Annotated in this window: 25 protein-coding genes; 9 read left to right on the top strand and 16 right to left on the bottom strand. The window is 61.9% G+C overall.

Features of this window, described 5'->3' with window-relative positions:
* Positions 1 to 167 precede the first annotated feature (167 nt).
* Positions 168 to 368, top strand: a complete 201-nt coding sequence (locus E7T06_RS05260; protein ID WP_136364782.1) for a hypothetical protein — start codon at positions 168 to 170, stop codon at positions 366 to 368.
* Positions 369 to 673: 305 nt separating this feature from the next.
* On the opposite strand, the gene E7T06_RS05255 is transcribed toward E7T06_RS05260, so the two are convergent.
* Positions 674 to 1,684: a hypothetical protein gene (locus tag E7T06_RS05255; RefSeq protein ID WP_136364781.1), complete on the bottom strand. Its 1,011-nt coding sequence runs from the start codon at positions 1,682 to 1,684 to the stop codon at positions 674 to 676.
* Positions 1,685 to 1,791: 107 nt separating this feature from the next.
* On the opposite strand from E7T06_RS05255, the gene E7T06_RS05250 reads away from it, so the two are divergent.
* The 3 genes from E7T06_RS05250 to E7T06_RS05240 all read left to right on the top strand — a co-directional run bounded on the left by E7T06_RS05250 (position 1,792) and on the right by E7T06_RS05240 (position 5,155).
* Positions 1,792 to 1,998 (top strand): hypothetical protein, encoded by a 207-nt coding sequence (locus tag E7T06_RS05250; RefSeq protein WP_136364780.1) that lies wholly within the window; start codon positions 1,792 to 1,794, stop codon positions 1,996 to 1,998.
* A gap of 335 nt (positions 1,999 to 2,333) precedes the next feature.
* Positions 2,334 to 4,916: a phage/plasmid primase, P4 family gene (locus E7T06_RS05245; protein WP_168733378.1), complete on the top strand. Its 2,583-nt coding sequence runs from the start codon at positions 2,334 to 2,336 to the stop codon at positions 4,914 to 4,916.
* A gap of 14 nt (positions 4,917 to 4,930) precedes the next feature.
* Positions 4,931 to 5,155, top strand: coding sequence for a hypothetical protein (locus E7T06_RS05240; protein ID WP_136364778.1), 225 nt, complete (start codon positions 4,931 to 4,933; stop codon positions 5,153 to 5,155).
* A gap of 279 nt (positions 5,156 to 5,434) precedes the next feature.
* On the opposite strand, the gene E7T06_RS05235 is transcribed toward E7T06_RS05240, so the two are convergent.
* The 5 genes from E7T06_RS05235 to E7T06_RS05215 all read right to left on the bottom strand — a co-directional run bounded on the left by E7T06_RS05235 (position 5,435) and on the right by E7T06_RS05215 (position 10,054).
* A complete protein-coding gene (locus E7T06_RS05235) occupies positions 5,435 to 5,911 on the bottom strand; it encodes a DUF2384 domain-containing protein (protein ID WP_136364777.1) in 477 nt (158 codons plus the stop codon).
* Positions 5,908 to 6,459 (bottom strand): hypothetical protein, encoded by a 552-nt coding sequence (locus E7T06_RS05230; RefSeq protein ID WP_136364776.1) that lies wholly within the window; start codon positions 6,457 to 6,459, stop codon positions 5,908 to 5,910. Before E7T06_RS05230 ends, E7T06_RS05235 begins: the two co-directional genes overlap by 4 nt.
* 129 nt (positions 6,460 to 6,588) lie before the next feature.
* Positions 6,589 to 7,443, bottom strand: coding sequence for a hypothetical protein (locus E7T06_RS05225; RefSeq protein WP_136364775.1), 855 nt, complete (start codon positions 7,441 to 7,443; stop codon positions 6,589 to 6,591).
* Positions 7,440 to 8,678, bottom strand: coding sequence for a zinc ribbon domain-containing protein (locus tag E7T06_RS05220; RefSeq protein ID WP_136364774.1), 1,239 nt, complete (start codon positions 8,676 to 8,678; stop codon positions 7,440 to 7,442). Before E7T06_RS05220 ends, E7T06_RS05225 begins: the two co-directional genes overlap by 4 nt.
* Positions 8,679 to 9,466: 788 nt before the next feature.
* Positions 9,467 to 10,054, bottom strand: coding sequence for a hypothetical protein (locus E7T06_RS05215; protein WP_136364773.1), 588 nt, complete (start codon positions 10,052 to 10,054; stop codon positions 9,467 to 9,469).
* Positions 10,055 to 10,226: 172 nt separating this feature from the next.
* Here E7T06_RS05215 and E7T06_RS05210 point away from each other — a divergent pair, with 172 nt between their 5' ends.
* Both E7T06_RS05210 and E7T06_RS05205 read left to right on the top strand, forming a co-directional pair.
* Entirely contained in the window at positions 10,227 to 11,405 is a 1,179-nt protein-coding gene (locus tag E7T06_RS05210; RefSeq protein WP_136364772.1) for an AAA family ATPase, read from the top strand.
* A complete protein-coding gene (locus E7T06_RS05205) occupies positions 11,402 to 12,304 on the top strand; it encodes a ParB/RepB/Spo0J family partition protein (protein ID WP_168733377.1) in 903 nt (300 codons plus the stop codon). Before E7T06_RS05210 ends, E7T06_RS05205 begins: the two co-directional genes overlap by 4 nt.
* A gap of 592 nt (positions 12,305 to 12,896) precedes the next feature.
* Here E7T06_RS05205 and E7T06_RS05200 read toward each other — a convergent pair.
* Complete coding sequence (locus E7T06_RS05200) at positions 12,897 to 13,463, bottom strand: hypothetical protein (protein WP_136364770.1); 567 nt, start codon at positions 13,461 to 13,463, stop codon at positions 12,897 to 12,899.
* 1,182 nt (positions 13,464 to 14,645) lie between these two features.
* Here E7T06_RS05200 and E7T06_RS05195 point away from each other — a divergent pair.
* The gene (locus E7T06_RS05195) at positions 14,646 to 15,380 is read left to right on the top strand and encodes a hypothetical protein (RefSeq protein ID WP_136364769.1); all 735 of its coding nucleotides are present in this window, start codon (positions 14,646 to 14,648) and stop codon (positions 15,378 to 15,380) included.
* Here the strand turns inward: E7T06_RS05195 and E7T06_RS05190 are convergent.
* The 3 genes from E7T06_RS05190 to E7T06_RS05180 form a co-directional block, all read right to left on the bottom strand.
* Positions 15,356 to 16,036, bottom strand: coding sequence for a hypothetical protein (locus E7T06_RS05190; protein ID WP_136364768.1), 681 nt, complete (start codon positions 16,034 to 16,036; stop codon positions 15,356 to 15,358). The two genes, E7T06_RS05195 and E7T06_RS05190, sit on opposite strands and share 25 nt — an antisense overlap.
* Before the next feature lie 731 nt (positions 16,037 to 16,767).
* On the bottom strand, positions 16,768 to 17,211 hold the full coding sequence (locus tag E7T06_RS05185) for an RES family NAD+ phosphorylase (RefSeq protein WP_168733376.1): 444 nt from the start codon (positions 17,209 to 17,211) through the stop codon (positions 16,768 to 16,770).
* Positions 17,212 to 17,278: 67 nt separating this feature from the next.
* A complete protein-coding gene (locus tag E7T06_RS05180; protein ID WP_136364766.1) occupies positions 17,279 to 17,749 on the bottom strand; it encodes an antitoxin Xre/MbcA/ParS toxin-binding domain-containing protein in 471 nt (156 codons plus the stop codon).
* A 325-nt stretch (positions 17,750 to 18,074) separates the two neighbouring features.
* Between E7T06_RS05180 and E7T06_RS21665 the strand changes: the two genes are divergently transcribed.
* The gene (locus tag E7T06_RS21665) at positions 18,075 to 18,500 is read left to right on the top strand and encodes a transposase family protein (RefSeq protein ID WP_136364765.1); all 426 of its coding nucleotides are present in this window, start codon (positions 18,075 to 18,077) and stop codon (positions 18,498 to 18,500) included.
* Between the two features lie 494 nt (positions 18,501 to 18,994).
* Here E7T06_RS21665 and E7T06_RS05165 read toward each other — a convergent pair whose 3' ends face one another.
* The 4 genes from E7T06_RS05165 to E7T06_RS05145 all read right to left on the bottom strand — a co-directional run bounded on the left by E7T06_RS05165 (position 18,995) and on the right by E7T06_RS05145 (position 22,158).
* Complete coding sequence (locus E7T06_RS05165) at positions 18,995 to 19,519, bottom strand: GNAT family N-acetyltransferase (protein ID WP_136364764.1); 525 nt, start codon at positions 19,517 to 19,519, stop codon at positions 18,995 to 18,997.
* A 159-nt stretch (positions 19,520 to 19,678) separates the two neighbouring features.
* The gene (locus E7T06_RS05160; protein WP_136364763.1) at positions 19,679 to 20,017 is read right to left on the bottom strand and encodes a hypothetical protein; all 339 of its coding nucleotides are present in this window, start codon (positions 20,015 to 20,017) and stop codon (positions 19,679 to 19,681) included.
* A gap of 250 nt (positions 20,018 to 20,267) precedes the next feature.
* Complete coding sequence (gene nucS, locus E7T06_RS05150; protein ID WP_136364762.1) at positions 20,268 to 21,023, bottom strand: endonuclease NucS; 756 nt, start codon at positions 21,021 to 21,023, stop codon at positions 20,268 to 20,270.
* A 775-nt stretch (positions 21,024 to 21,798) separates the two neighbouring features.
* Positions 21,799 to 22,158, bottom strand: a complete 360-nt coding sequence (locus E7T06_RS05145; RefSeq protein WP_136364761.1) for a hypothetical protein — start codon at positions 22,156 to 22,158, stop codon at positions 21,799 to 21,801.
* A gap of 41 nt (positions 22,159 to 22,199) precedes the next feature.
* Between E7T06_RS05145 and E7T06_RS05140 the strand changes: the two genes are divergently transcribed.
* Positions 22,200 to 22,424 carry a ParA family protein gene (locus E7T06_RS05140; protein ID WP_136364760.1) on the top strand — a complete coding sequence of 75 codons (225 nt, stop codon included), beginning with the start codon at positions 22,200 to 22,202 and terminating at the stop codon, positions 22,422 to 22,424.
* Between the two features lie 1,637 nt (positions 22,425 to 24,061).
* On the opposite strand, the gene panB is transcribed toward E7T06_RS05140, so the two are convergent.
* Together panB and E7T06_RS21660 are read right to left on the bottom strand one after the other, a co-directional pair.
* Complete coding sequence (gene panB, locus E7T06_RS05135) at positions 24,062 to 24,883, bottom strand: 3-methyl-2-oxobutanoate hydroxymethyltransferase (RefSeq protein WP_136364759.1); 822 nt, start codon at positions 24,881 to 24,883, stop codon at positions 24,062 to 24,064.
* 693 nt (positions 24,884 to 25,576) lie between these two features.
* A complete protein-coding gene (locus E7T06_RS21660) occupies positions 25,577 to 25,792 on the bottom strand; it encodes a hypothetical protein (RefSeq protein WP_240740860.1) in 216 nt (71 codons plus the stop codon).
* Positions 25,793 to 26,145: the final 353 nt, after the last annotated feature.

Genomic DNA, 26,145 nt, shown 5'->3' with positions numbered 1-26,145 from the left:
CTGTACTGATCGGAGCAGGACAGTCCCAAGAGCGATATTGTCTTCGGCAGACGTCCGGAACTCGGGAGCAGCTGCGCGTTCTTCACCCAGACCCTCGGCTTCGCAGACATCAACGACGAAGTCGAACCCGTGGGTCTAGAGCTGTTGATTGCGGGCCATGGGGCGAGGTGAAGCTGTTCGAAGCCCTGCTCTTCTGGAAAAAGTTTGCCGAAGAGAGGGTCACGCGAACACGGGTGCTTCACCTGTGCCAGACGTACGGCTTCCTGCAGCACAACCGCACACGCGCGGGCGCTCAATGCCGTATTTCGCAGATTCTTGGCGGGCCAAATGATCTTGACAGGCGCTGCTCACGGGTGATCCGGCAGTAACGGCGACCACCAGAATCAAGCCGTGCACGGTTTCGTCAGCGCGTTCATACCACTGGTCTACTCGAAAGCTCATGTGTATTGGTAGGCAGCCGTCGGAGAATAAGATGCCTTCCGTTTGGACACCCCAGCTCGTTGCAGGCATCCGAGTCGGTTGGCGCTATTACAAGTGGAGCAGAACTAGAGCGGGATGATCCAGTGTCCGCTTGGTTCAGTTCGGTCGTGCCAAACCCTCAGCAAACTTATGGATCATCCGATGCCCGGTCTGATTTACTTCTCGCCGAGCGGGGCTCTAGCGCGGTGATGCTCTAGAGCTTCAAGGCGGCCCGGCGAGATCGCAATGCCCTTTGCCGGCAGGTGTCGTTGCAGTACTTCCGAGTGCAGTGCTGACGCGGCCCGATGGTCAATACCGTTTGACAGTGGATACACCTTCTTACTGCCTTGACCTGAGAAAGCTTTAAGGCCAATTGCATCCACAGCGCCGACAGGAGGTCTGGAGGCGTCAATTGCAATTCGAGTTTTCCTGGCGCGGTGTAGACGTAAGCGACCTGGACCTTTTGTGCTCGGCACTGAAGGAGCTCCTGCAACCGGTCCTGACAGCGCTGAAGGGAAATGGGGGGAGCAGCTGTACTGTCCTGTTGAGGCCTGAAATTGGCGAAGTCCTGCGCTGCTTGCTGTTCCCCATCTCTAACTTCTTCACGAGTCAGAGGGGGGAATTCTCTGGGCAACTTGGGCCACAGGACGAGGGCACTGGGCAGATCGCCAAGTTGCAGGGCCTCGTGGAGTTTATTTGCTAGATACAACAGCCGCATTTCTGAGCGCCAGAAGGTGTAAGTTTCTGTAAACACCTCTAGATCTTCGCTCGGCGGCGTCGGTGGCCATATCGCTCCGAGCTCGGAATCTTCGGGCACGCGGTCAATTGGCCCTCGAGTCGGCTCCAGTTCTTGAGCCTCTGGGTTGTTGTTCGGTAGAGGCGAGTGGGTATAACGGATGTTGCGCTGCAGGAAACCGTACGTCTGGCACAGGCGCAACACCTGTGGTCGCGAGGCGTCCTCTTTGGCGAACTTTTCCCAAAGGTGCGGGTCTTTGAGCGGCTTTACCTCACGCCACCTCGCCCCCTGGCCCGCAACCAACAGCTCTGAGTCCCGTTGGTGCAAGACGTCATCATCCCCAAAGTATTCGCCGAAGAACGCCCGGCTCCTCTCGAATTCTGGACGTCCACCGAAGAAAATATCGCTCTTAGGATTGTCCTGCTCCAACCAGCGCAGGGATGTCAGGCGCCGCCAAGGGAAATTGATCAGGTCTGGGTCGGGGGGCATGGTGTCACGCAACTGTAACGCAATTCGGACTATTCCGCAATTAGACGGCTGACTACGCTATAGGCAGTTCAGAGGCGGTTCGCACAGCTTCAGAACGGGAGGAAGCTATGCAGAAGAGGTTGTTGACAGTAGCGGAAGCGGTGGACTATCAACGCGTCACCTATGGCCGCGTGGCGTATGGGCGGGACGCCCTGTATACCGTCGCCAAGGCGGGTCTGGTACCTGTGATCCGAGTTGGACGGCGGCGAATCTTCATTCCGATTTCGGCCATTGACGAGTTGCTGCGCGGCACCCAGCACCCGGTCAGAACGTAATATGCCCCGCCTGTACAGAGGCGGGGCATTGGTGACTAGGAACGCCAGTATACCCGTAATCTTTGGCGCGGCATTCAAGGTCTCCTGTGACTGTTAAGACTGCTGTCGTTGATGACCGAATTATTCCGCCTGTGGCCGTCGTTGAGAGGAGCTGCCAGACGAACAGAGAAGGAAGTGCGGGCAGAACGGGCCAAGCGGGCGCGGGCGGCGGACCAGTAACGAGCATGACGCCCCTCGAGTGGGTCGCCCACCTTTACAGGGGCTCTACACCACCTGATGGCTGGATAGAATTCCGCTCCTTCAAGCCGGGCAGCAGCAGCCCTCAGCGTGAATGGATGTCCTGGCCCTGCCGTGAAGGACAGCCGGACGCTGTCACCGCCGACCAGATCAGCGCGAAGCTCAACACCTTTTTTGGTGTGGCCCTGCGACTGGTCAAAGACAAGGCCGGGAATGACGGCGTACACCCCACGCACCTGATCTGGCTAGACCTCGATATGAAGCACACGGTCTACATCCCTGAAGGCGCACAGGTGCTGGAGATGGGGGCAGAAGAATTGCGGGCGTGTGCCGTACGCCTCTATACAGATGTGCTGGCCCGCTGTGAGACGCTGGGCTTGGTTCCGCGTGCGGTGGTGTATACCGGTCATGGCCTCCAGCTCTATTTCGCACGGCGGGCCAGAAGCAGCCTTGAGGATATGCGGGCGCATAACCTCGCGCTGGTTGAAGCGTTCGGGCCTGAACTGGGTGCAGACAAAGTCATTGTGAACCCAGAGCGGATTTTAAGGCTGCCCGGTAGCCTGAACGTCAAGAATGCCGCCCGCCCGCTGTCCGTCGAAATCTGGCTGGCTGACGCTGATGCGTGGATAGGGAGAGGTGTCCTAGAAGCGCTGGTTCCCAAGCCCAAGCCAGTGCGGGCGCTTGCGCCTAAAGCCGCGCGTGCACCTCTGCCAACCAGAGGCACAGGCAGCAAGGCAGAACAGCGGCAGCGGGCAGAAGTAGAAGCTGCGCTCAGAGGGGAAGAAGACAACATGAGGAATGCACCGGACGGCACGCGAAACGCCACCTTAAACATTGCGGCCTGCAAGCTGGCCCGCTTCCTGGCTCATGGCGAGCTGGAAGAAGCAAGGCTAGTCGAAGTGCTGACCAGTGCAGCGCGGGCGGCGGGCCTCGATGAAGCGGAGATCATGCCGACGATTCGTAGCGGGATCGGGAAGGGCACACAGAACCCGGCTGACCCTGACCGATTTGAGGCAGAGGAAGCGGCCAAGGCTATCAAGGTGGGCAAACCAAAGAAGGCCAAGGCCAGTACCGCGCCCAAACAAAAGCCGCCGGAAGATGAGGCGTACACCCTGCCCGAATTTCCTTTCGGGGTGCAGGAAGGAACCGACGCGGCAAATGCTCACATCTTGGCCTTGAACGGCCTGCATAGGCTTATGCGCTACACCTCTGGGCTTGGCTGGCACGTCTACCGACCAGAGATAGGGGTATGGCAGCGAGACGCTGATCTTGTGCTGTCTGAGCAGCTCGCGGGCCATGTGTTGCGACATGTCTTGGGGCGCTACCTCGCCCAAGCTTTTGAAGACCGTCTACCAGAGGAAGAGCGCGAGCGTATTGCGCGGTGGGCTAATGCTGTCTGCAATCGGCACGCCGTCAGTAACGCGCTGGCAGCGGCGGCGGGTATGCCCGCCTTCTATACCGATGTCACGGCATGGAACGCAGACCCTTTTAGCCTCAACTGCAAGAACGGCGTGCTAGAGCTGCTTACTGGCACGCTACGACCCCATGCACCTGAAGACCTCATCACTTGGCAGGCGGGCGCGGCGTTTCATCCTGAAGCGAGTCACCCCTACGTTGACCAGTTGCTTGCCCTGCTCAAAGAAGATGGGCGGCATGACTTCCTTCAGAGGTCTATCGGCTCTGCACTCTGCGGCATCGCGCCCAACGAAACCATTACCGTCATGGAAGGCCCCGGCGGTACGGGCAAAGGAACGCTAGTCAGTGCCAGTACCGCTGTACTAGGCCAGTACGCGGCCACCATCGAAGTCAGTTTGCTGCTGAGCAACTCGCACGGGGAATCTTCAACCGGGCCAAAGCCAGAGCTGCTTGACTTGCACGGCAAGCGCCTAGTCATCGCAGGCGAGCCGCCCAAGGGGGCGCGGTTCAATGCAGGCCGGATCAAGGGCATGACCGGGAATGACCCGATTACCGCACGCGGCATGAGAAGCAACGTCATGGTGACGTTTACCCCCGTGTTTAAGCTGTGGCTGCACACGAATTACCCCATTGGCAGCGCACATGATGACAGCGGAATGCAGCGGCGGATGCGGGTTGTGCCATTCACGGCAAAGCCGGCCAAGGCAGAGGCCAGTTTCAAGAAAACGCTGGAGTCTGACCCTACCGCGCGAGCGGCCCTATTGAGATGGGCTTATCAAGGCTTCCGTTTATGGCATGACGCGGGCTATGAATTGGGCGAGTCTGAAGCCGTCAGTAAGGCTACAGATGGCTACTGGGCAGACCAAAATCCATACGAAAAGTTTGCTTCTGCAAGACTCAAATTTGACAAAAAAGCAGAAGTAAGCTCGGCCCGACTCAAGATTGCCTTTGAGGAATGGGCAGAAGAGAACGGGCAGCGGTTAGGGCGCACGGTCAAATTGGCCGACCTACATGCGTACTTAAAGGGTAAAAAGGGCTGTCTGCCAGCCACAATAAAGAATGTGCGCTCGTGGACTGGGCTAACCATTGAAGACGCGCCTAATACACCTGATACACCTGATACACCTCAACCCCTAGTAAGCTCCCCCGCGTATAGCGTAGCTGTGCTTAATGGGGGTCAAGCTGTAAGTGGTGTAAGTGGTGTAAGAGATGATGTTGTGTTTACTGATACGCCCTTATCAGTGGGCTATGACGAGGCCGACTGACGCGCCTCTCAGATTTGCGCCGTGAGCTGGTACGCCACGGCGTAAGGCTGTCTATTACGCCAGATGGCAAGCTGCGCCGTCAGGCCGACCAGCCCCCGCCTGCTGAACTGGTCGAAGGGATGCGGCAACACCGGGCGGCCCTGGTGCGGCAACTGGAGGAAGGACGTTTCCCCGATGGGCGCTTGGACGTGGCCGCCCTCCCGCTTCTGCCGGGACGCTGCGGCACATGCGCCCGCTAGACGCCAGAGGAATACGGAGGTGGCCTGGGCGGCGCATGGCTGGCTCGGCGGCAACCCAAAACCCCTTGTCATCTGCCCGGCACATCATCAATGGGGCGCATATAGCGACCAAAGTTTGGAAGGTCAAGGCCAAAGGAGGACGGGCACGCGGGTCGCCTTGACCAGTCGGGCGCTGTTGTCTCATTTGCTGGAGGGCCAGCGCGATGCCAAGCCCAGGTGGGGTCGCCCTCCTCTCACGGCTCTGCGGGGAGGGGCGCCACGACACGTTGGAAACAAGCTTCAATCGTCGAGCTGGATGTCTGGTTGAGGCAGGCTGCGTGCCAGTGCCTGTGTTGACGGCGTGCCGGTGAATTGGCCCCCCAGATCGCTCTCCAGCAGGCGCCGGGTGGCCAGGAGCGCTGGGATCCCTCCTGCCAACAGGTACCCGAGGGGCGTCTGTCCTAGGAACGGTGCCCGGCCATTGGCCCGCCGCATCCAGCCCGCCGCGGTGTCCGCCTCATACAGCGCGTACACCGCGCGGTAGATCCCTGTCAGGAACGACAACCGCATCACCTGATCCATGTTCAGGGCGGGCAAAACCACTGCACGTTGCACTTGACGAAGCGTGGTCGGGCGCAGCGTGAGCAGTTCCGCCTGCTGCGCCCGAGTGAGGCCCCAGCTGTCCAGCATCCAGATCACCGCCGGTAAGCCTCCCGCCAGCCGTGCCCGCACCGCCGGGTTTCGCAGGTTCAGCAGGGGCTCCTCTGGGTCGCTCACGCGGTCTCCTGGAGGATCGGTACTTGTTCAGACGTCATCTGCGCGATGAGCTCCGGCGAAATGGGCCACAGCGCGACCTGCACCCGCGCCGAGCCCATCCGGAAGTCATGCTGCAGTCCCACCGCCAGCAGGCCGGAGCACATGATGATCCAAGATTCCTCGTCCTCTTGGGCGGCGCGTTCATCGAGCTCGAGAAAGCCGGGCAGGCCCGGCAAGCGCAACTCACCGCGGGTCATGTCGACTGTCAGCGCGTCGGGGCACAGCAGGCAAAACATCGGTTCCCCGCCCAAGTCGGCGTGCAAGTTGAGGAGGATGGGGTGATCCGGATGACGCAGGATCCAGGCCGCGGCGGCCTGCAGGCTGGGGCTCGCCTGCACCCGCTGACCGGCCATCAGGGCAGTCCAGTCGCCGCCCAGGGCGCTGAGCTGCAGCCAGGGATGAGGATCATTCGGGAACTGTGGAACCGCTCGTCCGTTCACCCAAATAACTTGGACAAAACTGGGATCACAGGTGGTCACGAACAGCATGGAGGTCGGAACATAGGTCATAAAAACTCCTGAGACACAGGCTTCGGAACAGACCGTTCTGGTCTGAAGGTGGGTTCTGGCGGGCCGTGGGCAACGCCCCGGCCAGCCTTCACAGAGGGGACATCGATGGAGAAGACGTTCCCGTGCGGGTTAGTGTGTCCGTCCGGCACGAATCCGGCGGGCCAGGATCCAGGTGCGCTGACCATACGGGTCATGAGCCGGTTGATCCCAGCGCTCGCGATACCGGCCGGATTGCCGGAACAACCGGTCGGCCCGGCCGTCGTCGGCGTCGCCGACCCAGTACAGCAGCAGCAGGGCGAGCGCCAGATCTCCCTCGGACAGCGACGGATACCCTGCGAGCTCTCCTGCCCACAGCTGCTGGAATAAGCGTCCATTGCGTGCCCGCATGGCCCGCTCCAACAGGGTCTGATCCGTCATTTCCCGGGGGGAACTGTGGCTCAACACCTGGGGCCGAACGGCCTGTGCCTGACCCCAGCGCTCCAGCTCGTGACTGGCGTCCAGCAACTGGGCAGGCACCTGAATGGCCCGTCCGGTCACGGTCAAGAACCCGTGCGTGATGAACTCGACGCCGGGGAGACGAAGCGTCCGGGGCAGCCGGGCCCGCAGCAGCAGGTGAAGCCCGCGACCACTGGGGCTGAGCTCGGCATAGGCCTGTGGAAAGCGTTCCAGCACGCTCAGGGCACGTGAATCCACCACGCCTGCGGCGTCCACACAGTCGTCCAGATCGAGGGCCACCCACGGCAGGTCGGCCGTTAAGACAATGCCGACGCCGTCGGCTGCGCCGGTGTGAACCAGCCGCTGCACCCGCGCCCAGTCCTGCCAGACGGCCGGATCGAGTGGGTTGTGCGGATATAGGCTCCGGCCCCGCTGGGCCAGGGGGATTTTGGCGCAGCGGCCGTTGGGCCGCACCCCCGCCCGCCAGGGCAGGTACCGCCGCAGCGTCTGGAGTCCCGCGGGCCAGGCGTCCAGGAGGAGGCCGCTCAAGTCCAACCTTCCAAACTGACGCGCCGGATGCTGCGGGCGGCATTGGTGTCCCGGTCAATGTCACCGCAGTTCTGGCACCTGAAGACGCGGTTGGCCTGCAGCACGCCCCGCTGGCCGCATTGCCCGCACTGGACGCTGGTGCCGGCCGGATTGACCGCGCACACCACGGTGCCCGTGAGGCGGCCCAGCCCAGTGAGCCAGACCCCCAGACTGCTGACCCCGTTCAGGGTCATGGCTTCCCGGATACCAGCTGTCAGGCCCCTCCAGGCCAGCTGCTCGATCGCGACGCGGCGGTAGGTCAGCAGATGACGGATCACTTGATCAAGACCTGCCTGAGTGCGCTCGAATTGCATGCGCCGCACCCAGGCGGCCGAGAGCAGGGTGGCGGGCTGCTGGGGACGCCAGTCTCCCACCGGGAGCGTGGTTCGCAGCAGTTGTCCTGCGTCGGTCGCGTCGGCCCAGGTCACCAGAGCGCGGACGCCCACATCGACACCGACCGTGTCCTGGCGGTGCGCCCGGGGCAGCCAACCGGGCGGAACGCGCACCGTGCACGTCAACAGCCAAATCTCTTTACCGTCGACACCGATCTGGCAGGTGAGGTCTGCGAATTGAGCGCGGTGGGGCTGGGTGCGGTGCACCCCAGTGTGGCCTGGGGGACGGCCGATCACCGGGCCATGGAGACGGATGAGGTCGTGCAACTGGGTGAGCGCCGCGGGGGAACCGGCGGTGTCCGCCGTCCGGAGAGTGTGGCCCTGATGCTGCACCGCACGGACATGGTCGTTGCCGGTGCAGACCAGGGCTTCGGTGAGCCCCAAGGGCAACCGCCACAAGTCAGCCACGACGAGGTCAGGCTGCCCGGTGACGTGAACGTGCATCTCACCGATCGCCTGAATCTGCACATCCAGTGGCAAGCTGGGTTCGGAGGCAGACGAATCTCGCCGCCGTTGAAACCGGGTGCAGCACTGCGAGATGACGCTGGGCCACACGCTAGGCGGAAGGCTGGCCTCCAGCGCTGGGGAGACGAGGGTGAGCAGGTAGGCGATTTCGTCCCGAGTAAGCGCGGGCGCACCGGCCCGGAGGGTGGTGCCGTGTAGCACTGTGGTCAACGCGCCGTTGGCCTGGGTGAGGGCAGCCAGCCACGCACGAAACGTGGCGTCCTGACTCGGGGTCGGGAACAGCTGTACGGTGACGCGGATCAGCTCATGATCGGCATTGGAATGGACAGGGTGAGTCAAAGGTCGGCCTCCCAGGAGGGAGTGATTCCCTTTCCCCTCCTGTGCCCTGCCCTGTGGGGGAGCAGCTTTGTCGCTCCCCCATCTCACGTGGGTTGGGCAGTCGCCGGGATTTGTCGTTCGGACGTTTGAAGGGACGTTGGCAACGCTTACCGTGCAGGACACCGAATACTTCGTCCGGCTCAGCCCTTAGATTTGCCTCTCAAGGTAGAAAAGCTGTACCAGTACGGCAGATCAAACACCCCAATCCCCTCCAAACGTCCGAACAGGCTTGCGGGAAAAGCGCACTGAGAAGCGGCCCGTGAGGGCGCCTCAGCCCGCCACTGGATCGATGGCGGATGGTGGGCGGACGACCCTCACCACATCAAATTGTTGGATCTTGTGCTGCTCCGAAAAAGCGCAGTTTCTTCAGTGTTCCGCGCTCTTAACACAGCCCTGCATGCTCATTGCAGGTTCACTCTGGATGTTGCTGCTCAGGCGTCAACCTCTGGGTTCCTTCACTGGGGAAGACCTGTTATCTCTAGTGTTCAGCAGCTTTAAACTCCGGTTTCGGAGCGGATTGACTGGTTCCATGATCGCGGGCGACAGTCATGCTCTTAAGGTGTTGCGCGCCTACCCACTGGAACGTCTGAGCCCGGTGAACGACTTGTTTCCTGGGACAGGGGGAAGCTCCACGGGAATCAGTCAGATTTTTGGTGCGGGGCACCGCCCTCTGCTCACCACAGGCGGGCAGAGGGCGGTCATCAAAAAGCAGGCCGATCAAGTGATCGGCCTGCCTGGTCGAAGCGGCGTTACTCCGTGTCGTCCGCGTTCCCTTGGGCGTTCCCCCTGAGGCGGTGCCAGAGGCGGCGTGCCCACGCGGCCACCGCGCGCCAACCTGTCGGGCGTTCCAGCAGTCTGGCGACGACACCCTGCATGAGTCCCAGCATCTCCTGCGCCTCCTCGAGCAGTGCCAGGGCTGCTACCGAGCGCTCCTGTTCCGCCTCGAGCAGAGTGTTGGACGTGGCCTGGACGGTGAGGGCCTGCTGGAACGCCGCCAGCGCCTCAGTCAAGGCGAGCTGCAGTTGATCTGTCTTCCCCTCGGCTCTCTCAAAGGCTTGTTGCCACTCGTGACTGGTCGTGATCAGCTCCTGGATGCCGGACTCAACCTCCTCCTGACGCTGCTGGACAGCAACCACCTTAGTCTGGAGGGACTCCACGGCAGTCTCGTTGGTCTTCTGGGCATCACTGACGAGGATGAGGCCGTTCAGGAGGCCCGCATTATTGTCGCCTCCAGCCGCACGGTGAGGGCGGGGTTTGGGCGGCTTGCCCTGTCCCGAGCCGCTGGAGCTGGGCGTGAGGAGCAGAGGGGTGGACTGTTCGCGGGGCGTTTTGGTCATGTCTCCAGCGTGGCATGGCGCCCCCCCGCGTGTGTTGGCGGAACATCGAAACGTTCGTCCAGCGTTCTCCGCTCCAGCGCCTCTTGATGGGGGGGGGTGGGGGGGGGAGGCGCATGACGCGCTGAGTGCCGTTTGGCTTTGAACCGTACGTGATGTACATTCTGTACAAAATATGGATGACTCTCTTCTCTCCTCCAGCGAAGCCGCAGACCTCGAGCAGGTCAGCGTCACCGATGCCCGCGCCCAGTGGAAGGCGATGCTGCGTCAGGTCGAACTCTTCGGTCGGCGCATCCTCATCACCCACCACGACAACCCGATGGTGGTGATGATTCCTCTGGCAGAACTGACCCTCCTCGACCCCCTGGCCCTGTCGACAGCGCCCCGGGTTCCGAGCCACGCGGTGCGTTCGGACCTGCGCAGCACCGTCTTGCCCGTCATGGGCGCGGGCACGCGGACGATCATCATGCGGTACGACGACCCGGTGGCCGCCCTGGTCCCGCTCACCGATCTGAACCGCCTGGAACGCCAGGCCCCTGTTGCGGCGCCCCCCGCCTCCACCGTCACCGGAGCTCCCATGCGCGAAACCACGATCATCACGTTTTTCAGTCATGCCGGCGGCGTCGGGAAGACGTCGAGCTGCCGCGACATCGGCTATGAACTCGGACAGCTCGGCCACCAAGTGCTGCTGATCGACCTCGATCCGCAGGCCAACCTGACCGACTGGCTGGGCGTGGATCCCGAGGACGAGGACAGTGTCACGCTGTTCGACGCCCTGGTGAACAACCTGCCGCTGCCCGCGGTCCATCACGTGCACGGCATGGACTTGATCCCCTCCGGACTTGAGCTCGCGCGCATCGAAGCGGTGCTCACCGGCATGGATCTCGGAGGGGTCGACCGACTCAAAAAGGTGCTGCGGCCTGTCGTCGAAGCGGGCACCTACGACTTCATCCTGATCGACACGCCGCCCACCCTGGGTAAACCAGTGCTGATCTCGCTTTTTGCCTCCCATGAGGTCATCATTCCCGTCAGCAGCCGCAACAAGGGCCTGACCGCCGTCAAGACCGTGCATGACATGGTCAACACCTACCGGGAATACAACCCGGAGCTCAACATCTTGTCGCATCTCATTACCCAGCGCGGCAGCACCAACCATTCGCGCGCCGCACAGGAAGCCGCGGTAGCGATCCTGCCCAACATCAGCGGTCCCATCAAATCCCGTCCCGCCGTCTATGACGAATGCCAGGTGGCCAAAGAGCCGGTCGGGGTGTTTGCACCCACGGGGGAGGCGCGCCAAGAGGTTCAGGCCGCCGTCCGGCAAATCCTGCACTACCTCGCTGTGGTTCCCGCGTGACCAGCCGCAAAAAGAACAGTGCCGCCGCGCTGATGGGACTGGTGGGCAACGTCAACTTGGCCGAACGGGTCGCGCCCGGTTCAGCCGCCGACCGCAGGGAGTTGCCCCTCACTCTCCTGTCGGCCCGGCCGAATCAACCCCGCAAGCACTTCGACCCGGCCACCCTGGGCGACCTCGCCAGCAGCATTCGGGAAAAAGGGGTCTTGCAGCCCCTGTTGGTTCGCCCGCTGCCGGACGGCCAGTACGAAGTCGTGGCGGGTGAGCGCCGCCTGCGGGCCGCACACTTGGCCGAGCTCACCCAGGTGCCTGTCCGGATCCATGCCTGCAGTGACGCCGAGGCCGATCAGCTGGCCCTGATCGAGAACCTGCAGCGGGATGATCTGAACCGGTTCGAGGACGTCAGTTCCAAGCTGCGGCTGATCGCCGCGGCCTGGGCGCTCAGCGAACCAGAAACCAAAACGCTGCTGCGCCGGCTCCGCAAGCATCCGGGGGAAGATCCGGACAAGGTGCAGGGGCTCGAAACCCTCTTCCGGCTGGTCGGCAGTGAGCGGTGGACGTCCTTTGTCGCCAATGGATTGGCTGTCTTAGATCTACCGGAACCCCTGCTGGCGGCCATGCAGGCGGGAACACTGCCCTACAGCAAGGCGGTGCTGATCGCCCGCGCGCCGCAGGAGCATCACGGGGCGCTGCTGCACGAAGTTGTCGCAACGGGCCTGAGTTTTGATGGCCTGCGGGAACGGATCGCGGCCCTTAAACCGGCCATATTCCCGACCGTCACGGCGGCTCAGCTGGCCACCGTGCGCAAGGGGCTCAGCCCCCAGGCGATCGACGGGCTCCCTGAAGCGAAAAAGGTTCGCGCGCTGCAGCTGCTCAACCAGCTGGCCGCCCTGTTCTCCTGACGGGCGTAGCAGCGGCGTTCACACCGGTTCGGGGGTGGGAATTGCGCAATTCCCACCCCCGGATGCTGTGTAAAACCTGTGGCGGCGCGGCCCGCTTTCCTGAAGCACGGGCGGTGACCGGTAGGAGTCTCCCCTACCGGTCACCGCCTGCTCTTCCCTCTCCGGACGCCTTTTCCGTCGTCGTCTGGGCAGATCTCAGGCTGCAAAGGCGCCGGGTGAAGCCTGACCCCCGCAGCCCGCTGGAAAGAAAGTACCTCAGCAGCGTTTGGCCGTGGAAGGGAACCCGCCGGTTCACCCGCGCCGCCACCCGTCAGCTGTCCGGCGGCTGTACAGCACGTGCAGTGTCTGGGAGATGCCCACGCGGAAGCCGCACGAGCTGCCCCGCTGTCAGGAGCGGCACAGGGACGCCGCACGCCAGCTGACGGATAAGTTGTAGTGCGGGCGTCAGGAGCTCCGCCTGCTCGGCGAGTGAGGCTCCAGAGGCTCAGGATTCGCAGGACAGGGCGCAGGCCGGCGGCTCGGCGGGTTCGCGCGGCCTGATCCAGCCGAGCCGCTCAGACCGCGCGCCCTTTCCCTTCGTTCACCAGGCCGTTCAAACATAGTGGGAGCCCCAGGGCAAGCGCTCTGCCAGGGTGGCTTGGGGCAGCGGCAGCAGGCGCACTTCCAGGTCGCCGCCCTCCATCATGCCGGCCCCGCAGTACGACAGGCTGAGCACGCCCCCGACCCAGCGCTGCCCGGGTGCCCAGGCGTCTGCGGGAATCGTCCCAGCCATGGCAGTGATGGAGAGCTCGCCGCTCACACCGGGAAGGCGCAGGCGTCCACGGTCCAGATCCACCCCAACCACCGCGCGGCCGAGCATCAGATAGAGCATGTGACGGTGAACCAAGGAACCGAGCGCGGGGTGCCCGCGGTGGCGTGCAGCCCAGCCGAGTCCGGCATCCATCGCGAGCACCGAACCTGTCAGCTGTGCTTCGGGAATGACCGGCCACTCGGCTCCTTGAAGGTCAAGCCAGAAGTCATTCAGGGTCTCGAGCTGCCACTCCTGCGTGCTGCCCCGGTGGCCCGGGGAGTGCCACTCCCCCTCACCGTCCATGAAGGGTTCACAGCCCACCTGAAGAGTGCGAGTGACGAAAAGACTGACAATTGGGTCATAATTCATGATTCCTCCAGAGGAGTCCAAGCGGGCCGACCCGCCTGGACAGAACAATTCGAATGTGCGTGCCGGACAAAGCCGCCCGCGGGCCAGGGAGACCTGGAGGCGTTGCTGGCAGCACAGGGTCACCGGATAGCCTGAGCCTGGGCAAGGGGCGTTGCCTGTCTGACGAAAGAACCACTCCGTTCGGGGCGAGCCAGGACAGCAGGAGCAAGACCAGCGCCAGGTCACCCCCGCTGTGCCCAGCGGGCAGCCCGGGTCAGCTGGCTGCCGCGCCCCAACTCCATACCGCAGGCGCGCGGCAGCCAGCTGGACGGCACCTCCGGACACCGGGCGATCACCCACCCGGCTGCGTCCGACCGGCCTGCCGGGCAACGCCGCTTGGCAGGCCACGCGCGGTGGGGGAGTGCCCGGTCGACGCCACCCCCGTAGAGGCGCGCCAACACCCACGGGCCATGCTGGCCGGGCAGGGTCTGCTGGTCCTTCGGTGGTGGCGCGCTCCAGGGCGTCCGTGAGCTGCAGTGGCAGGCGCCAGTGATGGGGAACGGTCGGGGGCGTCGCCCGGGGTCCGCCGTCCAGCGGGACTCGCCCGGACGACCGCCACCGCGCGGGCCGGGCAGGGGAGACTAACTGCCCCAACAACGGCCGCCAGCGGCGGGCAGGCCAGGCGGCCACGGTCTTCCTTACCCCCGTCAGCTCCGCGCTGCTTGCCGGGGCAACCAGGGCCTGCGGCCGGCCCCCTCGCTCACCTGCTGCTCGTACGCTCGGAGTCGCCGGGTGTCGACGATCACCCGCAGCAGTTCAGAGGTGCCGGGCAGACACAGCGGCTGACCACACGGCAACCCGCACAGCAGACCCTGCACCGGCTGGAGAGGGGCGGGGGTCTGGGGAAGTCTGGGCAGTCAGCCAGCCACGTGCGCTGCAGGAACTGGGCCTGCCCTGCGCTGGTGGTCGTCCGGGGACGCCAGGAGAGAACTGGTGATGTGCGGTGGCGGACAGTGATGCAGACCACCTCCAAGTGTGAAGAGAAGAGGGCTCCCCCCTGTGCCCCCTTTTTGTTGTTGCGCGCTGCGGGCGTCAGCCCCAGCGCGCAAGAGCGCCGGTGGCCGTGGCCGTCCCCTGGCGCTCGGCCAGACGTTTGGCGCCGTCGCCCGCCGCTGACGAGCAGCGGCAGGTAGGCTATAGACCATGAGTGACTGGTCTTCGAACGAAGGCAAAGCGTTTTATGCGGTGCAGCACGCGGGTGCCCTGACCGCCCGGCGTCTCGACGAGCTCTGCGGGCTGCGGCCCAACTGGAGCCGGCTGCTGACGATGGGCTGGCTCAAACAGGTCAAGACGGTGTACGGCCCGGTGGTGACTTGGGGTGACCGCGCCCACGACCTTATCGGCGCCCATGCCGCTGCCCGGTTGAGCGCGCCGTCAAGCTTGGCCGACCGCGCGTACATGATGGACGCGCTCCGTACCCTCGAGTTCGAGGGCTACACCGTTGTCGACACCCAGTTCAAGAGCGCACCCCAGTTGGGGAAGCAAGGTGCGCACATCGTCCGGGCCCGGGTGCGGGTTTCAGAGGTCGAGATGCAGGCACTGCAGGCGTCCCGCCAGAACTCGAGCGGGGGAGACCCCGCCAAGCGTGAGCAACTCGGCCAGCCCTGGGTCTACGCCCGCATCAGCGGCGGCGGCATTAACCGTGCCATGGCCAGCAAGCTGTACCACGGTCATGCGGGGGACATCAACCTATGGCGTTCTCCCCTGATTCTCGTCGTGCCGAGCACGGAAACCTTCCGCGGGCTCCTGCGGGCACAGGAAGCGGAGCGCGCCCGGAACCAGAGGCCCCAAACAGCCGCAGGACAGATTCACTCGGCCCTGCGCCTCATCACCCAACCCCGCCCGAATCTTATTCAGAGGCCGTCGAACGCTCCCTGAGCACTATTCAATTTGTGGCCGCGCGGCCGGGGCGCGTATGGATCGCCTGGCCGGGAAACGTTGACATACACCACCAAGTATTCGCGCACCCCAGGCAGCTGCCCCAGACGCTGCAGCGTTTCGATCTGGCGTGCCATAGACGTGACCCGCCCGTGCACGGTCGTGGCCCAGACCAGGCTGCTGAATCCTTGGAGCGCATAGGAGTGCAGCTTCTCGTGGCAGCGGCGAGGAGGGTATCCCGTGTCGACCTCTACCGCCGAGTCCAAGCCGGGCTCGTCGTCGAAGAGCTGAATTTCTGCGTCCGGCAACCGCCCCTGCCCTCGCCCCCGGAGCGACACGTACCGGAATCCCTCCCCCGGAAACGTGGCCTGGGTAGCGTTCAGCACGGCCCACGTCTCCGCCAGCAGGGCCGAATGCAGCAGGACATGAGGCGGATCAAGCAGGGCGGCCTCCGTGTGTGCCACGAACGTCAATTCGACTTGACTGCTCGGCTGGGTCACCTGCGTCCGGATGTCCAAAGACAGGCGCGGCAGATCCAGCCAGTCCGCCGCCTGCGCCCAGCCCCAGCGCTCCAGCTGCACGGTTGTAACGACCGGATGCTGCCCCAGAAAGCGCCGCAATTCGGCCTTGAGCGTGGCGGGATGTGGACGGGACACGAAGCATCATGGCATGTCTGTATTGAATTGGATAGGCCAGCAGCTTTAAAGTGAGACTGGGACGGAAAAAACAGCAGAAGTGTAGTAGCAAGTTCTTGGGGGTATGATTAGGGTTTTGTAGGATGTCAGGCATACAAAACCCTAATGTGCGTAGAGCCACCTGAGGTGCTGTTCTGACGCTACGCCACAGAAACATTGAACTGTGTTTTTGATCTGTCCTCCCTTGGAGTAAAGCGTCGTGTCCGCTGCGCGTCAAAATGTTGCTCTTGTTCACTGGGGCCTCAAGCCCACCAGAATTTACGATTCGACCTTGGCAGATTGAAGATGTCAACAGGCTTGATGGCTCCAGGGGGAACGAGTACGGACTCTGGTTGATTTCGCCACAACCTTAGACAGCACCGCTTGCGGCTTCGTAACGCGTAGCCCGTACTTGTTCCTTCTCGCTTCGCTCGGATTGAGGCGCCAAATGATGGCGCTTTCAATGGGAGTCCGTATGACAAGCACATTTCCCACAGCTGCGCTCAACATACAAATATTTCAGTTAAGTCTCTGGGCGGATGCGCATGCCGTGTTGGATGAGCTGTCGCCGCTGCGTGCAGCGGGCGCCAGCTGCCCGACCTGAATTCGACCCGGGCAGCCGCAGAAGACGCATCACGCGTGAGACCCATTTCTGGTGTGAAACAACCACACCAGGGAGAATGAAGCAGCTTTGACCGAGGATCTGGGCCAGCCTAACGGAGTTGGTCATCCACCAAGAACGGTACGGTGTCCACCAAGCGCACAGCCTGGGCGACGTGCGGATGACGCGCATGGATCAGGTAATTGCTCACTTCCGTGCTATACAGCTCATCCGGCATCACGGTGCTCGGAACGCGCAGCACCGAGCTCGTTTGCCCGTCGTACCACGCGTCTCCCACCCCTTGGCTTTGAGGCGTTTCCGAAAAGCTGCGCCAATCACTGCCCACTTGGGCGAGGGGCAATTCCTGAATCTCGCCCAAGTCCAGCTCAAACGTCAACCGGACATGCGGCTCACTCCGGAGGCCTACACCGCCGGTATGGACGAGCACTTCTAAACATGCCAATGCCAACTGACTACTCGTATAGATTAGGCGTCGGTCACGGACTTCCGCCGCAGAATTCCAACGGCCGCCGTAACGTGCGGCACCGATCCCCAAAAGGTCGAGATCAGGGCTGGCAAAACGAGCCTTACAGAGGCAGTGAACAAGCAACCTCAAGCTCCCGTTAGGTGTACACGCCGTGTTCGAGACGGGCCAAGATCGTCGTCACATACTCGGTTCCACCCGGGTAGCGGGCATATTCCAGCGGCGTTTTGCCATCAAACGTGGCACTGGGGGTCGTCAGCCAGCGCTGTGCGGCGGGGAGATCTCCGAAGTAGCTGCGCGCCGCTTCAGTGGCCCGGGCCATGTCAATCAGGTGGCGATTGACCAGACCACTTTTGATGACCCCGCCCTGACGCCGGTTGGCATGATACGTGCCTTCATTCAGGTCGAGCAGTTCCAGCATGCGCTGCAGCGTCAATTGAAGCGTCTCGGCGAAGGCCTTGATGGCCTGCGTCGGCAGACCACGCCCAATGGCCTCATGGAGGTCACGCGTGCTGGTGGCGCTGAGCCCCAAGGTGAGGGCACCCGCGGGCCGGGAGGGGATCTGTGGAGGGGTATAGGTGCGGCTGGAGGGTTGATGCTGGGTGGTCATGGGTTCGCTCCTTCGGGCAGCAGCAAGCTTCACTTAATAACTGTATATGTACCATAAAAAAAGTGAGACAATTATAGTTGCTGACATTGGCCCGACGCGGGAAGGGGTGCCGTGGCGCTCCTCTACTCATCCCGAAGTGAACGGGACACTGCTCTTCACGTGGAAGAGGTCCGGCGCCTCATCCGGCCCGCCGTAGCGTGTGCGGCCTGAAGTTGATCTGCCAAGGCTGCCGCATTCCGCCGCCAGCCTACCCACTAGATCTCTTGCGAAAGTCGTGGGCCAAGCTAACAGCGTGGAGCGAAACCGTCTGACATGCACGCTAAAGATGAACCACAAGCAATTCCGTCGACGCACCGGGGTCTACCCGGAAACCTTCGCCGAAATGGAAGCGGTGCTGACCTTACGCGAGGAGCGGGAGGAGAAATCTGGCCGTCCAGCCGCGCTCAGCGTGGCTGAACAACTCCTGATGACACTGGAATTCTGGCGCGAGTCCCGCACCTTCGCGCACCGAGGTGACGACTGGGGCGTCCATGAGCTTAGCTTGCACCGCACGGTGGAACGCGTGGAAGCGGCCCTGATCGCCAGTGCGCAGTTCCAGATGCCCAAGAAACGCGTGCTTCAGGAAGCGCAGCTCGTCTACAGCATCGTTGCGATGGATGCCTCTGAGATCTCGTGTGAACGGCCCAAAAACAACAGTGCCGCTGTACCAGCGGCAAGAAAAAACGGCATCCCCTGGAATTTCAACTGCTGATCTGCACGGTGACTCAGCGCCGTGTTGGGCACCGCCACGAGCGCTGGGGTAATTCATGACCTGAAACTGTTCCGTCAGTCGGGCGCACGGTTTCCCCACGAGACGGTCCTGATCAAGGATGTCGGGTATCAGGGCCTGTGGAGAAGCCACAGGTAGGCCGTCACCATCCATCAGGCGACGCTCGCGTCGCCCCTCTCCGCTGATCAGCGCCAAGAAAACCGCGTGCCGGCCCATACTCGGTAGGGCATTAGGTATGTCATTCGCCGGATGAAGATCTTTCGTGTCCTCAAGGGCGTCTATCACCATCGGCTGCGTCGGTTTGCCCTTCGAGTTCAGCTGGTCGCCGCGCTCTGCGACCTCACTCGCGCACGTCCCACCTGACTTTCGCAAGAGGTCTCTTGAAACTTCAGGCAGAATCCCCCTCAGGTCAGAGGGAAATTCTGACGTCTTGAACGTCGATCATTGATCTTCTTAAGACTGGATTGGGCGCAGGCCTACACAGTAATCCAATACCGGCGAATCGGTCGGTCATAACACTCAAGTTGGAATTCCCCTTCCAGCTCACCCTTGTTGGCCTCAATCACACGACGCGAGCCCAGATTGTCCGCATCACAGGTCACCAACACCCGTTTAATGCCGAGTTCCCGTGTCCGTTCCAGTGCGAGTTTGAGCGCTAGCGTGCCGTTCCCCTGTCGTCTGGCAGAGGGACGAATCTCATACCCAATATGACCACCAAACTCGCGAAGTCGTTCGTTCAGTGAATACCGGATACTGATCCGACCCAAGTAGTCGTTGCCGTCGACCAGCCAACGGGACTCGGAATAGACGAAACCTTCGGGGAGTTTGTTGCCGGGTTCGTAACGGCGCAAGTTGTTCAACAGCTTGCCAAAGTCTGCTTCCAATTCATCGACGTTCCAGTTCAGGGTGTCACCAAGCCCGGTCGCAGCCGCCTGCGCTTCGCGCACAGCAGAGAGGAAACTTATTTTGTACCGTTGAGTGGGAGCAACGAGTTCGACCATAGCGCAGGATACAGAGGTGCATTGACCACAGGCTCCTACAGAGCAACCGTAACGTTGTCTAGGCACATTCCCGACCCTAGGAGACGTTAGGCATGCCCACTATTGGGGCTAGTCCGGCACCCTCGCTGAATTCTTAAGGGCCTGGCGGGCGTCCAAGGACTAGAAGGGCAGACGGTCGCCCTCCCGCACCACCCGCAGGCCCTCCGCATCGCGCACCGCGAGAATGGGAGCTTTGCGCGTGACCGGGCAGGTGAGGAGCGTCTCCATCCGCACGCGGGTCAGCAGATAGTCCAGCCCGTCCAGGGCAGCAGCCTCACCGTCATTGTTAAGCGCCTGCTTGGACGCCGTGCCTGCCCGTGCGAGGCGGCTGACCGTCTCCGGCTGCCGAACCATGAACACGAGCGCGTCGGGGTCGGGACTGGTGTGGCTGCTGACCTCTACCGAGACCGCGTCTGCCTGCCACAGCCGAGCCAGAACGTTCTGTCCGAAAGCCTGCATCTGCGCGTCCGTCCTGAAACCACGTGAGCGAGGTCAGCAAGACTAGCCTGACCCGTGACGGGGGCCGAACTCGCTGCAGCGGGCACAGAGGTACTCCTGATCGACCCCGATCCACAGGCCAGCCTGACCGGCTGGGCCAGAACGACGAAGACGCAAGTGGAGACGGCCGTGCTCATCTCTCACGGATTGGTGATGGGTGAGCGACCATTACGGGCCACACTCGACTCGAGCTGGAAGCCAGGTCGAACATTCAAAACAGACTGGGTTGCGTGCTCGATTTCTCTAGCAATGGCAGCGCACCCACTTCCACAAACTCCAATCCCCGCCCTTCCAACTCGCGACGCGCCGGCCCCGTGATCGACGGCGCCGCCAGAATTCCCCGCACCACCCCCGTGCCGACGACTCGCTGCACTGAGGCGACATACCGCCCGAGTTGAGACACTGCATCCTGTGTCGCCCGGCCCCGCTTTAACTCCACTACCACAAAGCGGCCCTGAGCGTCCTGCGCATAGAGATCAATACCGCCCGATTCCACCAGCAACTCGCGGTTGAGCACGCGCAAGCCCGGCTCGATCAGCTCCGGGTGCGCGGCCAGGGTGTCCTGCATTTGGGCTTCCGAGCCGGTGAGCAAGAAGCCTGCTTCCTCGTTGAGTTCCAGTGCCTGCGCGAGTTGGACGTCTAAAAACGTGACCCGCACCAGTTCCGTCGGACTTCGGCGCGAGGCCAAGAGTACACACTGCTCTTCCTCCAAAACCGCCGTGATCTCGTCGGTCTTCGGCTGCCAATTCATCGGTTTGACACCTTTTGGCGCATGAATCTGCAAGCTGCCATCCCGCTTGATCATCACCAAGTACGACCCTACCTCGGCGGTGCTGGCGGCCCGCCCGTGGTAACTCACTTCCGCAAGACCGCCCACTTGAATCAGGCAGTCCCGGGTGCGGAGAGCACGCATGAGGAACGCCCGCAAGTCCACTGGAGTCGGGGCAAGCAGTTGTTCACGAAGCATGCCCGCAGCATACCCAACGGCGTCCAACTGCAGGAGCGAGCGGACTGAGGTTGCTTCTTCTCGCCGTTGTCGATTCAACTGACTGCCTTTCGGTGTTCTGTTCAGCTTCAGGCACGCTGTCGGACGGTGCTTGGAGGGAGGCAAAACGATCCCCATTCCGGCCCTATCGGGCATGTGGATGAAAGGGCCTCCACGAGAGCCTGAGTCACTTGTGCTGCTCTGCTTCGTCAGCGGACCAGTTGAGCGGTGACGTTGACCCATTGTTGATCTATGGTAGGTGCAGGCAAGCCAAGCTGCTGCGCGAGCGGCACATAAGCTTGGTCTCCCATGTCCTTCAGTGATCACACTCAATTCAGCAGTGATTCCGATGTCCTTTCCCCGTACTGCTCAACCCGTAGACCTTCAATACGCAGATCTCGCGCGGCAGCCCGGACAGTGCCACGGCTGCTGGATGTTGCCCCGGTAGAGATGCGTGTCTTATTGCGGCTTGGTGGAATTGCCGGGCCGCAGGCCTCAGAAATCACCAGCTTGAACTGGACGGATGTAGATCTGAATGGGGGCGCCTTGCCTGTGGTCAACGGCAAGGGAGCAAGACCCGGTGTGTCCTGCTGTCAACATCCTTGTGATGGATTTGCGAGCACTACGGACGCAACCTAAAGGAGTACTGGTCATTGGGCGCACTCCGGAAGCAGTGTGGGGGAGAACGCAAACCCTCTGTCAGCGGGTGGATAGGCTCGTTCGCGCCGCTCATGAGCAATGGGCAAGCGCGGTACGATTAGAACGGCAGGCTGTCGCCCTCCCGCATCACGCGCATGCCCTCCGAATCACGCACCGCGAGGACGGGGGCTTTGAGGGTCATGGGGCAGGCGGGCAAGGTTTCCATCCGCACGCGGGTGAGCAGGTAGTCCAGGCCTTCCAGGGCGGCACCTTCCCCAGCATCGTTGAGGGCCTGTGCCGACACGTAGACCGTACCCGCCCGCGCTGAACGTCCGGTATCCCCACGCTGGCGGGCCATGAACACCAAAGCACTCGGGTCTGGGTTGGTATGGCTGCTCACCTGCACGGCGAAGCCGTCCGCCTGCCACAGCTGAGTCAGCAATTTTTGTCCGATAGCCTGCATCTGCGCGTCCGTCATGGCACCACGTTAGCGCGGCATGCTCGCTCCACAGGCCCAGTTTGAAACCCCTGACTTTCGTCAATCATGCGGGCGGCGTCGGCAAGACCTCGCTGACCCGCGGCGTGGGGGCCGAGCTCGCCAGTGTCGGGACGCAGATCTTGCTCATTGACCTCGATCCGCAGGCCAACCTCGCCGGCTGGTTGGGTATTGTAGGCGTGCAGGTGCAGGGCACGGCTAACCCCGTCGCGGTCGAAGGGGCTGACCTGCCGGAACCGGTAGGCTGAATGGTTTTGACTGGCTTGTCGCTGAATGGTTTGAACTGAAGGCCAATCAAAGCAGATCCCTCTTGCTCATTGCGTTGCGGGTGACCATGGGTCAGGACTTTCGGTTAAGAGACAGTTCGGCAGAGTGGGGAGAGAGCGTCTGCAGCGGATTTAGCACTAATACTAGTTAGTTCTAAATCTGCTGCAGTCTTGACTCTCCGACCCTCCTCAGACCGCCCCTGTCCTGACGCCGACAGGAAACCACCCCACCTCTGGCGATCAATGCCTTTGCGAAGTGCCGTCCTCACAAGAAATCTCCTCTCCCTTCAGGATTCAGCGCCACAACCCGAACGTGACCTCCTTTTGCTCTTGGTTCCGTTTCCTCACCCCTTCACGGCCTTCCTGTGAGCACGACTTATTTTTGTCGTCCAGCACAGGGGTTATCTTCTTACGGTTCTGACAATAATGAATTCTGATTTCCACGTGCTGTTTAGAACAGAATAAAAGCGCAGAACGGGCTTCCCCTTGCAGGCTCGGCCCTGCTGCAGGTCGTTCTTTCACGGTAACCGTGGCTTGCTGCTGTGCTCGCCACTCTGGTCGCGCTGAACAAGCTTGAGTTCCATCCCTTCTCTCTGCCTCCTAAACAGTGACCCTGTCCTGGACTCGATCAGGTTTGCGGCCTGATGGTCTGTTCGACTGGGCTTCATGAACGACATCTCGCGGCCACTGGAGAATCAACGTCGTTTATATTGCTGGGGCGGCAGTGGCTCAACTGGGGAGTTGAGCCGCCCTCTCAGGATTCAAAAGACGTTCCCAGCCAAGACAGGCTGGGAACGTCTTTTTGGTCGATGTCGCGTGACTTGAATACGGAGCAGGGAGATCCAGTGCTGAGCCCCAGGTGTTCCGTGACTCGGGTGTCTGCTCGATCTCTGGGTTGGAGTTCTCTCGCTGTACCCATTGAGGGGAAGGCTAAACAGCGGTGTGGGGTCAAGCTGAATGTTCAGGCGGCTCCTGCTGGTCGTGATGCCAACCTTAAGACGCTTAAGTGACATCTGTTCAGGAGATTCAGGTCTGTGTTGAATAGGTCGGATGAACTTATGTCAGCCAGCCAGCGAGCTTCAGGATAGGTTTCTGGAGCCCTCTCCAACAGCGTCGACCCATCTACGCGGCGAGTGGTGGCCGGGACAGCCGAAGACCCTGTCGCGTCTTGATCGCGTACACTGTCTCTACGCTTCGGCGGGAGCATGTCTCCCCACCAGCCACGGCGCCCCGTCCCTTGGGCGGGTTTTTTCTGAGCACAGAACGCCGACGCGGAGACAGACCGCGATGAACCGTTCAGGGGCGCACAAGAGTCATCACAGATTTTCCCGCTCAGCACTCTGGGCCATGAATTCCTTGACGCTGACATCAAGATCTTTTACAACCGACAACGCCGTCATTCAACCTTGGCTGACTTGATACCACACGAGTTCGAGCGCCAAGCAGGGGTGGCTTAACCAAACGTGTGCAAGACCGACTCAAGCCCACATGCTGAATGGTGCGGATGGGAAAGCGTTGGTTAGAGGGCAGCGGGTCAATCACTCGCCCCACCCAACGAGTTCATCTGACAGAACCGTCGGAAGGGCTTCCGGCCAATTCCTGCTTACCCCCTTCGACTTTCAGTACAACTTATCCAGCACGTCATCTTTCATCACGAAGCTATGCTCACGCGTGGGGAACTCGCGAGACCGAACCTCGGCGGCATAGCGGGCAATGGCCTCACGCACCAGCTGGCCGACTTCCGCGTAGCGTTTGGCGATCTTTTTTTCTTCACCCTCGGACATGCCCAACAAGTCGTGCGTCACAAGCACCTGACCGTCGCAATGGACGCCTGCTCCAATGCCAATCGTCGGCACTGTGAGGCGCTCAGTAATCAGCCTGGCCAGCCGCGCAGGAATAGCTTCCAGTACCACGCAAAAGGCGCCAGCCGCCTCCAGGTTCAGAGCGCCCTCCACAATGCGGCGAGCCGTCTGATCATCTTTCCCCTGAACCCGCAGGCCGCCCTGGGCCGTCGCGGTCTGGGGCATCAAGCCGACATGACCGACTACAGGGATGCCGTTGCGGGTCAGGATTCCGACCACCTGAAGGACTTCTGGAGTGCTGCCTTCCATCTTGACGGCATCTGCGCCGGTTTCCTGAATGACTCGCACGGCGTTGCGCATGGCGTCGTTGACGCCGGTGTGATACGTCCCAAACGGCAGATCCACAACGAGAAAGGTGTCCGGCGCGCCGCGGCGCACGGCTTTACCATGGTGAATCATGTCAGCCAGGGTCACCGGCGCAGTGCTTTCATACCCCAGCACGACGTTGCCCAGCGAGTCCCCGACCAGGATAAAGTCCACACCGGCGGCTTCAGCGTGGCGACCTCCAGGGTAGTCGTGGGCAGTGACCATCACCAGGGGCTGCTCGGCCTGCAGGAGATCCGGGATGCTGCGCTTCATGCAGCAAGCCTAACAAAGGCCAGTAGCGGTTCTCCGTCCTTATTGGATTCAAGCAGGCCACTTTATCGGGAATTTAGATGGTTCCATGAGGGAGTTCCCGAGAGAATGCCGATGTGTCGGTCCAGGAGGGGCGGCCCCTTCATTGCCGAAGGTTTGGCGATGTTCACCAACCTGACATGACGCAAGGAGGATCACACGGACATACCCGCTCCTGAAGCGCCCGCCTGGGCTGCTCTCCTGCAACACTTAACGCTCCCTCTTCGCTCTTCTCTCACGGCAACACCACAGGGCGAGTCCATCGAACTCCCTTTCGAGGGGATCACTCTGCACTTGTCCCGGCAGGGGAAAGGGGCACCAAGAGTCCTGTTGGTGCACGGCTGGAACAGTCAATCGGACACCTGGAACCAGTGGGCGGCGTGTTATTTGGCCGCGGGTTGGTCGGTTTGGACGCTGGATCTGCCGGCTCACGGCCGCTCGGGCGGCCGGTCTACCGACGTGGCGCAGTGCGGCCGTGCCGTCCTCAGCGCTGGTCAGGTCAGCGGAATCTTCCATCAGGTCGTCGGGCACTCTACGGGTTCAGCTGCCTGCCTCCATGCATTTCGCCTCGGGCTCAAAACCTTCTCAAGCGTGCACTTGGCCGGACCGAGTACCTTGCGTTCTGTCCTGGTTCAAACTGCTGCAGCGCACCATCTTTCATTCGAAGACACCGCCTTTTTCCTGAGCCGCTATGAAGACCACATGCGTGAGCCGCTCGACCACCTCAGCGTGGAACGACTCACTGAACACCTCAAGCATCCAGGTCTTGTTATCCATGACCCGCTTGATGCTGTTGTCCCGTACAGCGAGGCTCAGAATCTCACTCATGCGTGGCCGCTGGCCAATCTTCAGGCCTGGCCAGGGGGTGGACACGTCCGACTTCTCCAACAGCCCGCCCTGATGAGGATGGCCTCGGAGCATGGGCAGCAAGCCATTCTTACGCAAAGCGCCTCACCAAACAGCTTGAATGGAGTTGACCACGATGAGCTTGCCTGACGAAAGGTTCGATGATCATGTCCTTCCGAGGTTCCTTTTAAAGCAACCCGTTTGCCAGCTCGGCAAGTTTCAGTGGGAGAGTTTGAGGAAGACCGGAAAGTCACCGCGGTGAAGGCCGAACTCTGAGAATGACCTCAGCTCGTGTTGGGGGAGAAAGGTAGCCGGTCGCCAGCGAGCATGGGTGGCCAGATAAAACGAGCACAGGGAATCGAATCAGAGAGCAGACGCAT

The organism is Deinococcus sp. Arct2-2 (assembly GCF_004801315.1).
Lineage (GTDB): Bacteria > Deinococcota > Deinococci > Deinococcales > Deinococcaceae > Deinococcus.
The sequence above is the reverse complement of the archived record's forward strand: the minus strand, read 5'-3'. Positions and strand labels throughout refer to the sequence as shown.

Coding starts and splice junctions, on each gene's coding strand:
- E7T06_RS05255 (WP_136364781.1), bottom strand. CDS start 1,684: ATGCCCCCCGACCCAGACCTGATCAATTTCCCTTGGCGGCGCCTGACA.
- E7T06_RS05250 (WP_136364780.1), top strand. CDS start 1,792: ATGCAGAAGAGGTTGTTGACAGTAGCGGAAGCGGTGGACTATCAACGC.
- E7T06_RS05245 (WP_168733378.1), top strand. CDS start 2,334: ATGTCCTGGCCCTGCCGTGAAGGACAGCCGGACGCTGTCACCGCCGAC.
- E7T06_RS05230 (WP_136364776.1), bottom strand. CDS start 6,459: ATGACCTATGTTCCGACCTCCATGCTGTTCGTGACCACCTGTGATCCC.
- E7T06_RS05215 (WP_136364773.1), bottom strand. CDS start 10,054: ATGACCAAAACGCCCCGCGAACAGTCCACCCCTCTGCTCCTCACGCCC.
- E7T06_RS05210 (WP_136364772.1), top strand. CDS start 10,227: ATGGATGACTCTCTTCTCTCCTCCAGCGAAGCCGCAGACCTCGAGCAG.
- E7T06_RS05200 (WP_136364770.1), bottom strand. CDS start 13,463: ATGAATTATGACCCAATTGTCAGTCTTTTCGTCACTCGCACTCTTCAG.
- E7T06_RS05195 (WP_136364769.1), top strand. CDS start 14,646: ATGAGTGACTGGTCTTCGAACGAAGGCAAAGCGTTTTATGCGGTGCAG.
- E7T06_RS05180 (WP_136364766.1), bottom strand. CDS start 17,749: ATGACCACCCAGCATCAACCCTCCAGCCGCACCTATACCCCTCCACAG.
- E7T06_RS21665 (WP_136364765.1), top strand. CDS start 18,075: ATGAACCACAAGCAATTCCGTCGACGCACCGGGGTCTACCCGGAAACC.
- E7T06_RS05165 (WP_136364764.1), bottom strand. CDS start 19,519: ATGGTCGAACTCGTTGCTCCCACTCAACGGTACAAAATAAGTTTCCTC.
- E7T06_RS05160 (WP_136364763.1), bottom strand. CDS start 20,017: ATGCAGGCTTTCGGACAGAACGTTCTGGCTCGGCTGTGGCAGGCAGAC.
- nucS (WP_136364762.1), bottom strand. CDS start 21,023: ATGCTTCGTGAACAACTGCTTGCCCCGACTCCAGTGGACTTGCGGGCG.
- E7T06_RS05145 (WP_136364761.1), bottom strand. CDS start 22,158: ATGACGGACGCGCAGATGCAGGCTATCGGACAAAAATTGCTGACTCAG.
- panB (WP_136364759.1), bottom strand. CDS start 24,883: ATGAAGCGCAGCATCCCGGATCTCCTGCAGGCCGAGCAGCCCCTGGTG.